Origin of the sequence: Sinisalibacter lacisalsi, assembly GCF_014640115.1 — a bacterium.
In the GTDB taxonomy this organism is placed as follows: domain Bacteria; phylum Pseudomonadota; class Alphaproteobacteria; order Rhodobacterales; family Rhodobacteraceae; genus Sinisalibacter; species Sinisalibacter lacisalsi.
Genome location: NZ_BMGI01000002.1, coordinates 236,414 through 252,558, shown reverse-complemented (window position 1 = coordinate 252,558; position 16,145 = coordinate 236,414). Strand labels below are relative to the sequence as shown.

General features: G+C 66.0%; 13 protein-coding genes and 1 tRNA gene. 3 read left to right on the top strand and 11 right to left on the bottom strand.

Annotated elements, in window-relative coordinates; genetic code table 11:
* Positions 1 to 29: 29 nt before the first annotated feature.
* The 8 genes from IEW01_RS07040 to IEW01_RS07005 form a co-directional block, all read right to left on the bottom strand.
* Positions 30 to 671 (bottom strand): nucleoside triphosphate hydrolase, encoded by a 642-nt coding sequence (locus tag IEW01_RS07040; RefSeq protein WP_188526914.1) that lies wholly within the window; start codon positions 669 to 671, stop codon positions 30 to 32.
* Between the two features lie 135 nt (positions 672 to 806).
* On the bottom strand, positions 807 to 2,273 hold the full coding sequence (locus IEW01_RS07035; RefSeq protein WP_188526913.1) for a mannitol dehydrogenase family protein: 1,467 nt from the start codon (positions 2,271 to 2,273) through the stop codon (positions 807 to 809).
* Position 2,274: 1 nt separating this feature from the next.
* Entirely contained in the window at positions 2,275 to 3,048 is a 774-nt protein-coding gene (locus IEW01_RS07030) for an L-iditol 2-dehydrogenase (protein ID WP_188526912.1), read from the bottom strand.
* The gene (locus IEW01_RS07025) at positions 3,045 to 4,049 is read right to left on the bottom strand and encodes an ABC transporter ATP-binding protein (RefSeq protein ID WP_188526911.1); all 1,005 of its coding nucleotides are present in this window, start codon (positions 4,047 to 4,049) and stop codon (positions 3,045 to 3,047) included. The genes IEW01_RS07030 and IEW01_RS07025 overlap by 4 nt, the downstream gene beginning before the upstream one ends.
* A gap of 10 nt (positions 4,050 to 4,059) precedes the next feature.
* On the bottom strand, positions 4,060 to 4,890 hold the full coding sequence (locus IEW01_RS07020; RefSeq protein WP_188526910.1) for a carbohydrate ABC transporter permease: 831 nt from the start codon (positions 4,888 to 4,890) through the stop codon (positions 4,060 to 4,062).
* Between the two features lie 12 nt (positions 4,891 to 4,902).
* On the bottom strand, positions 4,903 to 5,781 hold the full coding sequence (locus IEW01_RS07015) for a carbohydrate ABC transporter permease (protein WP_188526909.1): 879 nt from the start codon (positions 5,779 to 5,781) through the stop codon (positions 4,903 to 4,905).
* A 119-nt stretch (positions 5,782 to 5,900) separates the two neighbouring features.
* Positions 5,901 to 7,205, bottom strand: a complete 1,305-nt coding sequence (locus IEW01_RS07010) for an ABC transporter substrate-binding protein (protein WP_188526908.1) — start codon at positions 7,203 to 7,205, stop codon at positions 5,901 to 5,903.
* A 102-nt stretch (positions 7,206 to 7,307) separates the two neighbouring features.
* Complete coding sequence (locus IEW01_RS07005) at positions 7,308 to 8,339, bottom strand: LacI family DNA-binding transcriptional regulator (RefSeq protein WP_188526907.1); 1,032 nt, start codon at positions 8,337 to 8,339, stop codon at positions 7,308 to 7,310.
* Between the two features lie 246 nt (positions 8,340 to 8,585).
* Between IEW01_RS07005 and IEW01_RS07000 the strand changes: the two genes are divergently transcribed.
* Complete coding sequence (locus IEW01_RS07000; protein WP_188526906.1) at positions 8,586 to 9,485, top strand: PfkB family carbohydrate kinase; 900 nt, start codon at positions 8,586 to 8,588, stop codon at positions 9,483 to 9,485.
* Between the two features lie 99 nt (positions 9,486 to 9,584).
* On the opposite strand, the gene IEW01_RS06995 is transcribed toward IEW01_RS07000, so the two are convergent.
* Positions 9,585 to 9,674: transfer RNA gene (locus tag IEW01_RS06995), tRNA-Ser, on the bottom strand.
* 923 nt (positions 9,675 to 10,597) lie between these two features.
* On the opposite strand from IEW01_RS06995, the gene IEW01_RS06990 reads away from it, so the two are divergent.
* Positions 10,598 to 11,158, top strand: a complete 561-nt coding sequence (locus tag IEW01_RS06990; RefSeq protein ID WP_188526905.1) for a hypothetical protein — start codon at positions 10,598 to 10,600, stop codon at positions 11,156 to 11,158.
* Positions 11,159 to 11,306: 148 nt separating this feature from the next.
* Here the strand turns inward: IEW01_RS06990 and IEW01_RS06985 are convergent, their stop codons facing one another.
* Together IEW01_RS06985 and IEW01_RS06980 are read right to left on the bottom strand one after the other, a co-directional pair.
* On the bottom strand, positions 11,307 to 13,799 hold the full coding sequence (locus IEW01_RS06985; RefSeq protein ID WP_188526904.1) for a DUF3772 domain-containing protein: 2,493 nt from the start codon (positions 13,797 to 13,799) through the stop codon (positions 11,307 to 11,309).
* A complete protein-coding gene (locus IEW01_RS06980; RefSeq protein WP_188526903.1) occupies positions 13,796 to 14,833 on the bottom strand; it encodes a cysteine synthase A in 1,038 nt (345 codons plus the stop codon). Before IEW01_RS06980 ends, IEW01_RS06985 begins: the two co-directional genes overlap by 4 nt.
* 394 nt (positions 14,834 to 15,227) lie before the next feature.
* On the opposite strand from IEW01_RS06980, the gene IEW01_RS06975 reads away from it, so the two are divergent.
* The gene (locus IEW01_RS06975) at positions 15,228 to 16,121 is read left to right on the top strand and encodes a DUF5677 domain-containing protein (protein ID WP_188526902.1); all 894 of its coding nucleotides are present in this window, start codon (positions 15,228 to 15,230) and stop codon (positions 16,119 to 16,121) included.
* Positions 16,122 to 16,145: the final 24 nt, after the last annotated feature.

Here is a 16,145-nt window from a genome sequence, read left to right as displayed (position 1 = left end):
AGCCTCGGCGCAGGCCGTGAGGCGGTGGCTCAGTTCTTCAGCGTGAGATCCGTCGGCAGGGTCGCGCCCTGCACGCGCTCGGCGTTTCGCAGATCGTTCCCCCGCGCCTTGGCTTCCGCGGCCGCCCGGTCGAACCCGTGCGACAGCCACCGCTCGACAAGTCGCTGTTCGAGGGTTGCAACCGGCACATCGAGGAATACCGACAGATCCCACAGCGGCGCGAGGGCGCGCCACGGCTCTTCATCGAGGCAAAGATAATTGCCCTCGACGATCACGATCGCGGTTTCGGGCCCGATCTCCGCCGCGCCGGCGATGGCGATCTCGCGCGACCGGTCGAACACCGGGATCACCACCGACGCTTCGCCGCGCACCCGGCGGATGGTGGACAGGAAGCCGCCGAAATCGAAGGTTTCCGGGGCGCCCTTGCGCGCCAGCAGGCCGCGCGGATCGAGCAGCCGGTTATCGAGGTGGAAGCCGTCCATCGGCATCAGCACGGCTTGCTCCCCGCGCGCCACCAGGGCCGCGACGACCGCCTCTGCCACCGTCGACTTTCCCGACCCGGGGGCGCCGGCAATGGCGACAAGCGTGCGCCCGGAATGCTCCGGCAGGGCGTCGATTCGCGCGACGATCCGGTCCACGTTCTGCGCAAGCCTCGTTGAAACATCCTGCATCACGCGGTCTCTCCCGTCATCTTTGCGCCGACCGCGGATGCGGCGCGGCGCCTGCGCATCGCGCGCACGAACCGGCCGGATCCACCGCGTTCCGGGTTGGAAAACAGGGCGATCATGGCCAGGGCCCTGCCTCACTCATGCCTTGAGATAGGCCCCGATCGCCGCCTCGACCCCCTTGGCCCATATCATTTTCAGCCACTTGTCGAAGGCATCCGCGAAGCGGGGCGCATCGGCAAGATCGCCGTAGGTCTGGCGCTGTTCGAGCCAGGCGCGGGGCGTGGTTTTCGCCTTTCGCGCCGCCGCCTGCAGATCGTCCCAGAACGGGTCATTGGGCGCGATCGTGCTGCCGTCCTCGCGGGTGCCGAAGCACATGCGCGCCCAGGCGGCTTGCACCAGCGCGAGGCCCTCGACCGGTGCGCCGGCGGCCAGCGCATCGCGCACCGTGGGCAGGACGAAGCCGGGATGGCGCGAAGAGCCGTCGAAGGCGACCCGGCGCACGGTGTCGACGATCGCGGGGTTGGCGAAGCGCCGCTCGATCAGGTCGACGTATTGCGGCGGCGTCATTCCCGGCACCGGCACCACGTGCGGCACGATCTCCTCGCGCTCGACCTTGCCGAACAGCGCATGGATCGAGGGATGCGCCATCGCGCCCGAGATCGTCTCGACGCCCAGCAGTTCGGCGGCGTTCACGATCACCTGGTGGCCGGCGTTGAGAATGCGCAGCTTCTGCGTCTCGTAGCCGTGCACGTTGTCGGTGAACTGTGCCCCGACCCGGTCCCAGTCGGGACGGCCGGCGCAGAAGTTGTCCTCGATCACCCATTGCCGGAAGTTCTCGTGGGTCACGGGGGCCGCGTCGTCGATGCCGAAGCCGCGGGCAAGCTCGATCTCCTTCGGCCCGGTGGCGGGCACGATGCAGTCCACCATGGCGTTGGGGAAGCTGCAGTTGGCCTCGATCCAGCCGGCCAGCTCCGGATCGGAGAGCCGGGCGAGCGACACCACCGCCTGGCGCAACACGTCGCCGTTGTGCTGGAGGTTGTCGCAGCACATGCCGGTGAACGGGCCGATCCCCGCGTCGCGCCGCCGTTTCAGCGCCGCCACCATCGCCCCGAAGGCGGTGCGCGGGCTGTCGGGATGGGCGGCATCGTGGACGATGTCGGGGTGGTGCGCGTCGAAGCCGCCGGTGGCGGGGTCGATGTAATAGCCGCCCTCGGTGACGGTGAGCGACACGATGCGGATATCGGGCCGGGCCATGCGGGCGATCAGCGGGCCGTTGCCCGCCTCGATCGACAGGTAGTCGATCATCGGGCCGATCACCTCGGCGGAGGTGCCGGACGGATCGAGCTCGATCAGCGTGGTGAGGTAGTCCTGCGCGGCCAGCTTGCGGCGCATGTCCTCGTCGTAGGCGCGCACGCCGGCGCCGATGATGGCCCAATCCCGCGCCAGCCCCTCGTTCATCAGCCGGTGCAGATACCACGCCTGGTGCGCGCGGTGGAAGTTGCCCAGACCGATATGAACGATGCCCGGCGTCAGCCGAGCGCGGTCATAGGTGGGGCGCATTACGGCGTCGGGCAGCCGCGCGAGGGTCTTGTCGGAGAGGTTCATCTCAGCTCATCCATTGGCCGCCGTCGACGTTGTAGGTCTGGGCGACGATGTAGTCGGCCTCGTCGCTGGCGAGGAAGATCGCCATGCCGGTGAGGTCTTCCGCCCGCCCCATGCGGCCATAGGGCACCGCCTCGCCGACCTCACGCTTCTTCTGGCCGAGCGGCTTGTTTTCATACTTGGCAAAGAAGGCGTCGACCCCGTCCCAGTGCTCGCCCTCGACCACGCCGGGGGCGATGGCGTTGACGTTGATGCCGTGTTCGATCAGGTTCAGCCCGGCCGACTGGGTCAGGCTGATCACCGCGGCTTTCGTGGCGCAGTAGACCGCCACCAGCGCCTCGCCGCGCCGCCCGGCCTGGCTGGCCATGTTGATGATCTTGCCGCCACCGCCGCGCGCGATCATGTGGCGCGCCACCGCCTGCAGGGTGAACAGCGTGCCGGCCACGTTGATCGCGAAGGCCGCGTCGAAATCCTTGCGCTCGATCTCGACGATCGGCGCGGCGGTGAAGATCGCGGCGTTGTTGATCAGGATGTCGATCCGGCCGAAAGCCTCGACGGTTTCGGCCACCGCCGCCTCGATGCTGTCCTGCCGGGTGACGTCCATCTCGACCGCGAAGGCCGCCTCGCCCAGTTCCCGCGCACTCGCCCGGGCCCGGGTGATGTCGATATCGGCAATCGCCACCCGCGCGCCCTCGGCGATATACGCCTTGGCGAAGGCCAGCCCGATGCCCCGCGCCGCGCCGGTGATCAGCGCGGTCTTGCCCGCCAGTCGTGTCATGCGATCCTCAGCCCCTTGTCGTCGAACCGGTGTAGGTGTTCAGGGCGCGGCGTAAGCCAGACCTCGGCCCCGTAATGCAGCGCAAGCTCACCGGTGGCGCGCACCGTGATCGGCTCGGACGAGGCGTTGCACTGGACGTGGAAAAACGTGTCGGACCCGAGGTGCTCCGACACGCCCACGGTGCCCTTCCAGGTGCCCTCGCTTTGCGAGATCTCGATATGCTCGGGGCGGATGCCGATCGTCGCCGCGTCGTGCTTCGCCGCTTCCGCGCCGCTGATCAGGTTCATCTTCGGCGAGCCGATGAAGCCCGCCACGAAGACGTTGCGCGGGCGCTGGTAGAGCTCCAGCGGGCTGCCGACCTGTTCGATCACGCCCGCCTGCAGCACAACGATCTTGTCGGCCATGGTCATCGCCTCGACCTGGTCGTGGGTGACGTAGATCATCGTGGTCTTCAGCCGCTTGTGCAGTTCGGAGATCTCCAGCCGCATCCCCACCCGCAGTGCCGCATCGAGGTTCGAGAGCGGCTCGTCGAACAGGAAGGCGGCCGGTTCGCGCACGATCGCCCGGCCGATGGCCACGCGCTGGCGCTGGCCGCCCGAGAGCTGGCCCGGCCGGCGATCGAGGTAGTCGGTGAGGTTGAGCACGCTGGCGGCGTTTTCGACCCGGCGATCCTGCTCGGCCTTGTCCATCCCCGCCATGCGCAGCGGGAAGGCGATGTTCTTGCGCACGCTCATGTGCGGGTAGAGCGCATAGCTCTGGAACACCATCGCCAGCCCGCGCCGGGCCGGCACCGTCTCGGTGGCGTCGCGCCCGTCGATCAGCACGTGGCCGCCCGAGACGTCTTCGAGCCCCGCGATGAGCCGCAGCAGCGTGGACTTGCCGCAGCCCGAGGGGCCGACGAAGACCACGAACTCGCCATCCTCGATGGTGAGGTCGAGCGGCGGAATGACCTCGACCTTGCCGAAGCTCTTGGAGACCTGGTTGAGCTGGATCTGTCCCATGACCGTTTCCTTATTTCACCGCGCCGAAGGTCAGGCCCCGGACAAGTTGTTTCTGGCTGAACCACCCCATCACCAGGATCGGGGCGATGGCCATCACCGAGGCCGCGCTGAGCTTGGCGTAAAACAGCCCCTCCGGGCTCGAATAGGAGGCGATGAAGGCGGTCAGCGGAGCCGCCTTGGCCGCCGTGAGGTTCAACGTCCAGAACGCCTCGTTCCAGGCCAGAATGATGTTGAGCAGCACCGTCGAGGCCATCCCCGGGATCGCCATCGGCGTCAGGACATAGAGGATTTCCTTGCGCAGGTTGGCGCCGTCCATCCGCGCCGCCTCGAGGATCTCGCCGGGGATTTCCCTGAAATAGGTGTAGAGCATCCAGACGATGATCGGCAGGTTGATCAGCATCAGCACGATCACCAGGCCGGCGCGGCTGTCGAGCAGGCCGAGCTGGATGAACAGAAGGTAGATCGGGTAGAGCACCCCGACCGCGGGCAGCATCTTGGTCGAGAGCATCCACAGCAGGATGTCCTTGGTCCGCTTCGAGGGCACGAAGGCCATCGCCCAGGCCGCCGGCACCGCCACGATCAGGCCGAGCAGGGTCGAGCCGAAGGCGAGCAGGACAGAGTTGAAGAAGTGGCGCGAATAGTTCGACCGCTCCTGCACCACGCCGTAGTTTTCGAAGGTCCAGGCCGAGGTGAGCACGTCGAGCGGCGCCTTGATCGCGTCGCCCTCCGACTTGAACGACATGATGATGATCCACAGGATCGGGAAGAAGATCAGCAGGCCGATCGCCCAGGCGATGGCGGTGTTGAGTGCCTTGCGGCGGGTGGTGACGGCGCGGGCCATGGGGTTACCTCCTCACGCGTCCAGGTTCTTGCCAACGATGCGCATCAGGAAGATCGCGACGATGTTGGCGAGAATGATGGCATAGACCCCGCCGGCCGAACCGAGACCGACGTTCTGGCTCTCCAGCACCCGCTGGTAGATCAGGTAGGTCAGCGTCTTGGTGCCGAACGAACCCTGGGTGGTGACGAAGATCTCGGCGAAGATCGACAGCAGGAAGATCGTCTGGATCAGAAGCACCACGGTGATCGCGCGGCTGAGGTGCGGCAGGACGATGAACACGAAGCGTTGCGGCCAGCGCGCGCCGTCCATCTCGGCCGCCTCAAGCTGCTCCTGATCGAGCGACTGGAACGCGGTGAGCAGGATCAGCGTGGCGAAGGGCAGCCATTGCCACGACACGATCAGCACCAGCGAGGGCAGCGAGGCCTGGCTGAGCCATTCGATCGGCGTTGCGCCGACACTGCGCCAGACATGCGCGAAGAACCCGTTGACCGGGTCCATGAACAGGTTTTTCCAGACCAGCGCCGAGACCGTCGGCATCACGAAGAAGGGGGCGATGACAAGGATCCGCACCACGCCCTGGCCCCACATCGGCTGGTCGAGCAGCATCGCCAGCGCCACGCCGAGCACAATGGTGACCAGGAGCACGCCGCCGACGAGAACCAGCGTCGCCTGGACCGAGGGCCAGAAGGCACTGGACGAGATGAAGCGGGCGTAGTTGTCGAAGCCGACCCAGTCGAGGCCGTTCGCCATCGAGTCGCCCCGCATCGGCAGGAACTTCTTGAACGAGAAGAACACCGTCATCGACAGCGGAATGAGCATCCAGCCAAGAAGCAGCACCACGGCCGGGGCCATCATCAGGCGGGCGGCGGATCGGGAATGCTGGGTAGCCATTGCGACATCCCTTCTCGAAGAGCGAAAGACGGTGGCTTCACGCCCACAGGATCACGGTTTTGGAACACAAGGCAAGTCCGGAGGGCGGCGCGTGCCGCCCCCCGGTCCGGGAGGAGGGCTCAGTAGCCCGCAGCTTCCATCGCGTCCGTGGTCAGCGCCTGCGCCTTTTCAAGCGCCTCGTCCACCGACTGCTGGCCGGCGTAGACCGCCGAGAACTCCTGGCTCACCTCGGTGGCGATACCGGCGAACTCGGGGATGGCGACGAACTGGATGCCGACGTAGGGCACCGGGTCCACGGTCGGGTTCGTCGGATCGGCCGCCCTGATCGAGTCCAGCGTCATTTTCGCGAACGGCACTTCCTGGTACTCGGCCGTCTCGTAGAGCGAGGTCCGGGCACCCGGGGGCACGTTGGCCCAGCCTTCGTTCGCCGCGACGAGCTCGATGTAGTCCTTCGAGGTCGCCCACTCGATGAAGGCCTTGGCCGCGCCTTCCTTCTGCGTGCCGGCCGGGATCGCCAGCGCCCAGGCCCAGAGCCAGTTCGAGCGCTTCTCGACGCCGTCCTTGTTCGGCGCCAGCGCGAAGCCGACGCTATCGGCGACGGCCGACTCGTCGGGGTTGGTCACGAAGGACGCCGCCACGGTGGCGTCGATCCACATGCCGCACTTGCCCTGCTGGAACAGCGACAGGTTCTCGTTGAAGCCGTTGGTGGCATAGCCCTGCGGGCCGTAGTCGTTCATCAGGTTGACGAAGAAGGTCAACGCCTCTTTCCACTCGGGCTGATCGAACTGTGCGTTCCAGTCCTCGTCGAACCAGCGCGCGCCGAAGGAGTTGCCGGTAACCGTGATGAAGGCGCCGCCTTCGCCCCAGCCGGCCTTGCCGCGCAGGCAGATACCGTTGATGTCGTTTTCCGGATCATCCATCGCCGCGGCGGCTTCGCGGATGAATTCCCAGGTCGGCGCGTCGGGCATCTCGAGCCCGGCCTTTTCCATCAGGTCGGTGCGATACATCACCATCGAGCTTTCGCCGTAGAACGGCGCGGCATAGAGCGTGCCGTCGTGGCTGAGGCCGTCCCGCATCGCCGGCAGGATGTCGTCCACGTCATACTCGGCCGAAAGATCGTCCAGCGGCACCAGCCAGCCGTTGGCGCCCCAGATCGGCGTTTCATACATGCCGATGGTCATGATGTCGAACTGGCCACCCTTGGTCGAGATGTCGGTGGTCACGCGCTGGCGCAGGACGTTCTCCTCCAGCGTCACCCACTCGACTTCATGGCCGGTCTTGGCGGTGAAGTCGTCGGTGTAGCCCTGCATGCGGATCATGTCGCCGTTGTTCACGGTGGCGATGGTGATGGTTTCCGCGAATGCGCCGGTCGAGGTGACAAGCGCCATCGCAGACGCGGCAAAAAGCGTCTTCTTGAGTTTCATCTGATTCCTCCCTTGGTGCGAAGATGTACCAAGCACGAGTGAACCGAGAAAATGTCTTTGCGTCAATAAAAAGTTTTACGCGCGCATAGTTTTCGGAATCGCTCAGGCGGAATCCCGAAGGACCAAACGAGCCGAAAGAAGCTCCTCCGTGCGGATCTCGAAGCGCCCGCCGCACTCGATCAGTTCGAGCAGACGCTCGACGCCGCGTGCGGCAAGAACATCGTAGTCGTGCCCCACGGTGGTGAGCGAGGGGCAGGTAAAGCGCGCATTCGGATGGTCGTCATGAGACGCAACGCGCAGTGCACAGCCGCTGCCCCGCCCCACCCTTCGGCCCTTCTCGTAGCAGGCCGCGAGAAGGCCGATCGCGAGCCGATCATTGCTGCACAGGATGGTGTCGGTCGGGAAGCGCCGCTCGGCAAAGGCGCGCAGGGCACCGTTGTAGCCGATCTCCTCGAATGCCCAGCCCTCGCCGTCGACACTGACGAGCATCGGCTCGAGCCCAAGCCCCTCCATGATCTCGATATATTGGCGCCTCCGGCTGAACGCGTTCGGGGGGGACGGGTTCTTCATCTCGAAGAAGCAGGGCGCCTCGCCGGTGCGCGTGAGATACTCGACGCTTTGCGAAACAAAGCTGAAATTGTCTGATCCGACAAAGGCTTCGCCGATTCCGTCGATTGGCCTGTCGAGCAGGACGGTGGGCACTTCTTCGCAAAAGCGCGCCAGTTCGTCGATGTCGGACTTCCTGCCCAGGGGGGCCAGCAACACGCCTGCCGGGCGCAGCGCGCGCAGGTTGTCGAGCACCTCGATCTCAAGCTCGCGCTCACCGTGGGAGCTGAACAGCGTGGTATGGAATCCCGCCTCGATGCAGCGCCGCTCGACGCTGCGCGCGATCTCGGCGAAAACCGGGTCGGCGAGGAAGGGAACCACGATGCCGATGTTCTTCGTCAGCCGGCGATTCTGGTTCATCGCGAAGATATTCGGCCGGAACCCGTGCTTTTCGAGCGCATCCTCGATCTTGGTTCTGGTCGACTTCCGCACGCTTGCCGGATCGTTGAAGTATTTCGACACGGTCGGCCTCGACACGCCGACGACCGCGGCGAATTCCTCCATGTTTCGAATTCTTTTCTCGCCCATGAACAAACTCCACTGGAGGCGCGTCGCGCCCTGCCCCCCTCAAAACACCCTAATCTGTCCCGTGCATTCGATGGCCGCAAGCAGGCTTTAAGTTGTCGCGGGTAAAGTTTTGAATTGACACTAGCGATCCCGCGGGGCGATGGTCAAGAGGGACGGGTCTGCGCGGCGCCGCAACCGGGATTGCGCTGATAAACCCCGCGGCGCGGACCGCCTCACCCCTGCGCCCGCGAAGAAGGAGGGTGCCTGATGGCCAAGGTTCTCTGTGTCGGTTCCGCCGTGATCGACTTCGTCTTCCACCTCGAAACCCTGCCGCGCCAACCCCGCAAATACGGCACCGAGGAAGCCGCTGTCGTGGGCGGGGGCTGCGCCGCCAACGCCGCCGTCGCGGTGGCGCGGCTCGGAGGGCGCGCGGTGCTCGGCGCCCGGGTCGGCGACGACCGGATCGGTGACATGATCCTTGCCGATCTCGAGGCCGAAGGGGTCGACACCACCCGTGTCACCCGCAACGCGGGCGGGCGTTCGTCCTTTTCCTCGGTGTATATCGACGCCCGCGGCGAGCGGCAGATCGTCAACTTCCGCGGCACCGGGCTGGTGCTCGACACGAGCTGGTTCGGCGATCTCGACGGCCTCGACGCGGTGCTGACCGATACCCGCCGCGTCGAGGCAGCGATCGACGCCCTCAAGCTCGCGCGGGCTCGCGGCGTGCCGGGGATCGTCGACGGCGAGGAGCCGATCGACCCGGAGATCCTGGCGCAGGCCAGCCACGTGGCGTTTTCCCTGCAGGGGTTGAGATCGCTCCTGCCCGATACCGGCCTCGAGGAGGCGCTGGCCGCCCTCGCCCGGGAGCATGACATCTGGGCGGCCGTCACCGATGGCGAAAAGGGGGTTTGGTATACCACGCCGCGCGGTGTTGCCCATGTGCCGGCCTACCCGGTGCGCGCCGTCGACACGCTCGGCGCGGGCGACATCTGGCACGGGGCCTTTGCGCTGGGGCTGGCGGAGGGGCAGAGCGAGGCCGAGGCCGTTGTTTTCGCCAACGCGACGGCGGCGCTCAAGTGCATGCAACCCGGCGGCCGCGAGGGCTGCCCCGACCGCGCGGCGGTCGAGGGCTTTCTCGCCCGACATGCGCAGACCGGCGCGCGCTAGCCACCACCATGCGGACGGCGACCGCACCTTGCGACATCTACGCCGAATTATCATCCCGACTTGCTGGAAATGGCTGCCGAATCAAAGACCGCAAGCCAGTGGCGGAGAGACAGGGATTCGAACCCTGGAGACGGTTTCCCGCCTACACGCGTTCCAGGCGTGCGCCTTCGACCACTCGGCCACCTCTCCGTTGGGCGCTATCTATCCCCGCTGCGACCCGGCTGGCAAGGGGGGCACGACAAAAATCAATCGACCCCGCAGACCAGTCCCTGGGCGGCGCGAACCGCGTCGCGCGCGGCACGGGTCGGCCGGTCGGTGGGCGCGGTTCGCGCCATCCACTGGTTGAAGGCGAACTGGGCCTGCGCCGAGCCCGCCCCCACTTGCCGTCGACCGATCCGGCGTAGCAGCCCACGCGGGCAAGCTCGGTCGCGCGCTCGAGCAACGCGATCGGCTCACGCGCGGCGGCGTTCCATTCGGCTGGCGGGCGGGTGAAAAGCGCGTCGAGCTGCGTCATCGCGGTGGAATAGAGCGCCTGCGGATTGTCCGGCCCCCGTGCCGGCGCGGCGGTCACGCCTGCGAGCGCGCGCAGGCGTGCTTGGGCGATCGGGCGGAAGGTGCCGGCGGGGAACTGCGCCAGGTAGGCCTCGAACAGCGCCGGATTGTCGCCGCCGTCGATGGCCTGCCAGAGGGCGAGATCGAGGGCCGCATCCAGCGCCGGCGCAGGCGGGCGGAAGGTCGGGTGCCTTGCCGGGCCCACCCTGCCCCAGCGTCGTGCCGCCGGGCTGGCTGGTCTCGCAGCGCGCCACGAGATCGGGATCATCGGGCGCGGGCCAACCGCCGGTGACGAGGATGTGGTAATTCATGCACGCATTGGTCAGCCGCACCGGACCAAGCTCCTCGCGAACCCGTCCTGCACCGCCGCCGGCAAGGCGCACAGCAGCGCCACTGCGCCGCAGATGGATCGCACCGAAGCGCGCCGGGCGGGGCCGGTCACCGCGCTTTTCGGTGCGCGGTTTGACCCAAATCATGTTCCTCTGAGCCATGGTTTGTTAGTGATAACAAGGGATGGAGGATTGCCTGCCGTCCCGTCATCAAGTTGGGAGGATTGATCGATGAAACGCTCCTACAGAAACACATGCAAAACGGCCACAACCGTCTCCGCACTTGCCGTGGCGGCACTGATCGCCTCGGGCGGGGCCTTGTCGGCGCAAACCACCTTCACCGTGCCGACAGACATCTGCACCTGGGACTGGACCAGCCCGGCGACCGGGCAACTTCTCCTCGCGTTGAAAGACCAGGATCTGCTGACTCACACGACGATGGAGATGGCCAAGACCTGCCCGGAAAAACTCTGCGAGATCAACTGGCAGGGCTACGCGGTGGCGAATGGAACCCTGCCCGGCGAGATGCTGTGCGAACTGGGCCACCGCCAGCTCTTCTTCGAGCCCCTGATCGAGGGCCTCGCGGCCACCTGCCCCGCCGTGGCGCAGACGATGACCGAGCGGCTGCCGGAAGTCTACGACAGCTGCGGAACCTGGCCGCGGGTCGAGCCGGGTGGCACGGGTGCCCCGCGCGAGAACGGCAAGCTGCCAAATGATGACTTTGAGAATGGCTTCAACGGCGATTCTGAACCCGCAGACGAGGAGCCTCCGGAACTTAAGCCGAACGATTGAAGCCTTGATGGGCCACGCTGGTGACGACGGCCCGTCGGTCGAGTCAGCATAAGATCGCTGGGGCCGGCGGATCGTCGGCCCCAGCTGTGGGTTCCGTGAGCTGGCCGTTACTCTGGCAAGACGCGCAAGGCGACGGCGTTGCGCGGCTTCAGTCGTCGCCCTCCTCGGACCCGAGCGCCTCGGCGATTTCCGACTCGTCGAGATGCGCCCCGGCGCGTTCGGCGTCGGTCTCCACCGCGCCCTTCCCGGCCTTCTTCGGCGGCTTGGGGGCGGTGGCACCGGCAGCCAGCACCTCGGGGTTGCGCAGCCAGATATCGCGCTGCGCGAAGGGAATTTCGATGCCCTCCTCGGCGAAGCGGCGCGCGATCTCGTGGTTCATGTCGCTGCGCACCGACAAGACGAAGTTCACATCCCGCAGGATTGCGCGGATCTCGAAATCGAGGCTGTCGGCGCCGAAGCCGCTGAACAGCACCGTCGGCGGCGGGGTGATCGCCACCAGCGGATGGTTTTCGGCCACCTCGCGCAGGATCGCCTCCACGCGTTTGGTATCGGACCCGTAGGCCACGCCCACCGGCACGATCACCCGGCCGGTGAGATTGCCGCGGGTGTAGTTCGTCACCACGCCCGAGATCAGGTCGGAGTTCGGCAGGATCACGTCGGTCCGGTCGAAGGTTTCGATCCGGGTGGAGCGCACCGAGATGTCGCGCACGTAACCCATCTGCCCGCCGACCTCGATCCAGTCGCCCTCGCTGATCGGCCGCTCGATCAGCAGGATGATTCCCGAGACGAAGTTCGACACGATGTTCTGCAGACCGAAACCGATGCCGACCGAGAGCGCACCGGCGACGATGGCGAGCGAGGAGAGGTCGATCCCGGCGGAGGTGATGGCGAACACCGCGGCGAGGAAGATCCCGACATACCCGAGCCCGGAAACGATCGCGGTCTGGCCGCCGACGTCGATCTTTGTCTTCGGCAGCACGGTGGTCTTGAGCGTGCCCTGCACCAGCCGGGTGGCGGCGAAACCGATGGCGAACACCAGCCCGAAAGTAACGATGTCGCCCGGCGAGATCACCGTTTCGCCGAGCGTCACGCCCTCGCCGATGCGCCGCCAGATCTCGGTCAGGTCGGTGGTCCGCGCACCCCAGATCAGCGCGAAGACCGGAATCCCGAAGGCCGTCACCACCAGCGAGGCCAGCACCGGGAGCAGCGCCTCGCCCGATTGCTCCTCGCCGACCTTGAAGACCATGCCGTGCAGGTCGATGAAGAACCGGTGCAGCACCAGCAGCCCGCCGACGAGCCCGGCGGTGAGCACGGTGGGAAACACGAAACTGTCGGCAAGCCGGGCATAGCCCACCGCTGCCGCCAGCGGCCCCAGGAGGCCAAGCAGGATCAGGGCAAGCCCCGCGAGCGACAGCGTGCGCGCCATGAAGCCCGCGCCATCCTCGGCGTCCAGCGCCTCGGCCCGGGCATGGTTGCGCAGCAACTGGCCAAGCCGGAAAAGCAGGAACCCGGCGAAGGCGACGACAGGGAAAGACAGCACCGCGCGGGTGGCATCGGAATAGGATTCATACTCCGCCACCCGCCCCAGCAGCATCGACAGACCGAACAGCAAGCCCAGCGTCGCCACCTCGAACCGGCCCTCCGAGCGCGTGCCCTCGGGCAGGTTCAGGATCGCGGATTCACCGCCGACCTGGCCAAACAGCCGGTTGCCGAGCCAGTGCGCCACGAAGAGCGCGACCCCGAGCAGCGGCAGTTGCTCGACGATCACCTGCGCGCGCAGCCCCAGAATCCCGGCCTGGCGCAGCGCCTCAACCAGCGCGTAGACCCCGGCGAGCGGCGCCGCCACCTGCCCCAGCGACAGCAGGAAATCCCACACTCCACGCCCCGGCCCGGTGGCGCGCGCGCCCAGCCGCGAGCGCACCCGCATCACCCAGACCCGGCCGCGCGCGAGCAGCACGATGGCGATGACAAGCAGCAGCAGCGCCGCGGGCAGGTTCTGGCGCAGCGCGGCGCGCTGGGTTTCGGTGCGGAAGGTCGCGAGCACGCCGCGCCAGGCCAGTTTGAGCGTGAGCGTGGCGTCCTCGATCGCGCCCGGCCAGTGCGCCGGGTTGAGCGGCGTCGGGCCGATCGCCAGGAGCGCGTCGGTCTGGCGCGCGCGCAGGGTCTGGTCGACCGTCGCGATCAGCGCCCCGGCCCGGGCATGGGCAAGTTCCGCCGCCTTCACGGGGGCCTCCAGCTCCTCGAGCTGCGCCTGCAACTCGGCGCGCCGGGTGGTGATCACGGCCGGTTCGCTGCCGCCTTCGGCCGGCGGCGGCCCGAGCGTCGAGATCTGGGTTTTCAGCGTGTTGATCCGCACCTGGTTTTCGCTGCGCGCGCCCGCGAACCGGTCTCGCCAGCTCACCAGCTCGCTGCGCAGGGCTTCGAGCGCCTGGTTCGAGGCCCGTCCCGCCTCCAGCGCGCGCTCGGCCCGTTCGGCGACCATCTCCCAGCTGCGGTAGTCGACGGCCTCTTCCGGCGCGCTGACGGGAGCGGCCGGCGCCGGCGCCGGCGCCACATCGGCCTGCTGGGCCCGTATCTCGCCGGGGGTGGCACTCAGCGCCAGCGCCAGCAGCGCGGCAAGAAGGGCGCGGACCGGCTTCATTCGGCGTCTTCGAAAACCTGCGGGATATCCGCGGGCGCGCGGGTGAGCCAGCCCGGCAGCGGCAGGCCCTTCTCGCGCAGGAAATCGGGGTTGAACAGTTTCGACTGGTAGCGCGTGCCGTAATCGCACAGCACGGTGACGATGGTGTGCCCCGGCCCCATCTCGCGCGCCATCCGCACCGCCCCGGCGATGTTGATGCCGGAAGAGCCGCCGAGCACGAGGCCCTCGGATTCCACCAGATCGAAGATGTAGGGCAAGGCTTCCTCGTCGGGCACCTGGCAGGCGAAGTCGGGGGTGAGGCCTTCGAGGTTCTTCGTGATCCGCACCTGGCCGATGCCTTCCGCGATCGAGCCGCCCTCCATGGCGATCTGGCCGGTGGTGTAGTAGCTGTAGAGCCCCGCGCCCATCGGGTCGCTGATGCCGATCTTCACGCCCTTGGGCTGCAGCGCCATCGCCACGCCCGCGAGCGTGCCGCCCGAGCCCACGGCGCAGATGAAGCCGTCCACCTTGCCGCCGGTCTGTTCCCAGATTTCCGGGCCGGTGGTCTCGACATGGGCCTGCCGGTTGGCGACATTGTCGAACTGGTTGGCCCAGATCGCGCCGTTCGGCTCGGTCTTCGCCAGTTCCTTCGCCAGCCGCTCGGAATAGCGCACGAAGTTGTTGGGGTTGCGGTAGGGCCGCGCCGGCACCTCGACAAGCTGGGCGCCCGCGAGCCGGATCATGTCTTTCTTCTCCTGGCTCTGGGTGTCGGGGATCACGATCACGGTCCTGAACCCCATCGACGCCCCGACGAGCGCCAGCCCGATGCCGGTGTTGCCGGCGGTGCCCTCGACGATGGTGCCGCCCGGCGCCAGCTCGCCCCGCGCGATGGCGTCGCGGATGATCCACAGCGCGGCGCGGTCCTTCACCGACTGGCCGGGGTTCATGAACTCCGCCTTGCCCCAGATCTCGCAGCCCGTCGCCTCCGACGCCGCGCGCAGCCGCACCAGTGGCGTGTTGCCGATCAACTGGGAGAGATCACTTGCCATCGTCATCGAACTGCCTTTCCGCCGGTTTTCCCCTGTGTAGGCCCGGCACGGGGCGAACTCAAGCAACGCGCGCGTGAGGGGGGGGGGACAGCGTACTGTCAGCCCAAACGCGACATTCAGCCCTTGATCTGAGCCAGCGATAGTCGACCTTCACAGCGCAGGTCTCGAACTGCTAAGATCCAGGACGATCTGTAAGTTCGCAATGGCGAAATCAATGACCGCTCTGGTCCCCAGAGCGAATGCATGTGCGTTGCAGGAGGCTGTCAGCTTTGAGTTCACGCGGAGAGTCTTTGGTATGACTATGCTGCTCGCAGGGTTCAATACAGAGTCTTGATCAGTATTGCCAAATCGTCTCCTCTGCGGTGCAGAGCACATTAAAGCAAGAATTGGATGAAAGTGGATGGTCGTTAGCCTTGAGACGCACGAAAAGCCAAGTGGAACGTTTAGCGCTCAAGACTACAGGGAACGCTTACAAGCATTTGACGCCGCAGTCTGCGAAGCAATAGCCGTAAGTCAAGCGTGTGCGGAACGATTTGAAGCCCCTGCCGTCGGATATTCCACCCACGTATTCACAAGGGTATGCGCGCATGCGCAAGCTATGATGTGTGCCGCACCAAAATCGCGCTGGGTCAGGCGTGAATTTGATATTTGGGACGTCTCCACAGTCGCTTCACACGCGCGCTCAATTTTGGAGGGCTACCTCCTTTTCCGTTATCTTGCTGACGCCCCCGACGATTTGGACACCCAGAGAGCTTATGTGCAAGTGATGCACCTTTATGACTGCATGAAGCGGATCAAGATCCTGCCACATGTGCTTTCGGACGAAGATATTGATGGTTTTCAGAAGCAAGCAACGGAGATTAAGGCTAGGCTTGAAGGGATCGGTTACTTCGCCAGTTTGGACCCAAAGCTCAAGAAAGAGCTTCTTGCCGGGAAATGGCTAATGATTACCCCTCAGAAAGAAGTAATCTCTAATCTGGAAATCAACCAATCCGATTTTGATTTTTTCTGGAATTTCCTGTCGCAATACACGCACGTTCTATCATTCACGTTTTACCAAATTGAGCCCAACGGCCGAGGGACCGGGCTGGAGAACGACTTTGACCGCGATGCCTTATGCATGGTGCTCGAGTTTTGTAACGGCTTGCTTGTCGGTGCGGTTGATCGTCTAATCGAATTATTCCCTGACGCCGCCGAAGCACGACAAGGCTTAGAATCCAAATTTGCGCCCGGTCCGGCTAAAAACCTTCCCAGGAAAATCAAACGTGAGCGGAAGAAGAGGCGATGGCGATAACTGCGCATTGCTCCCTGCGCACCC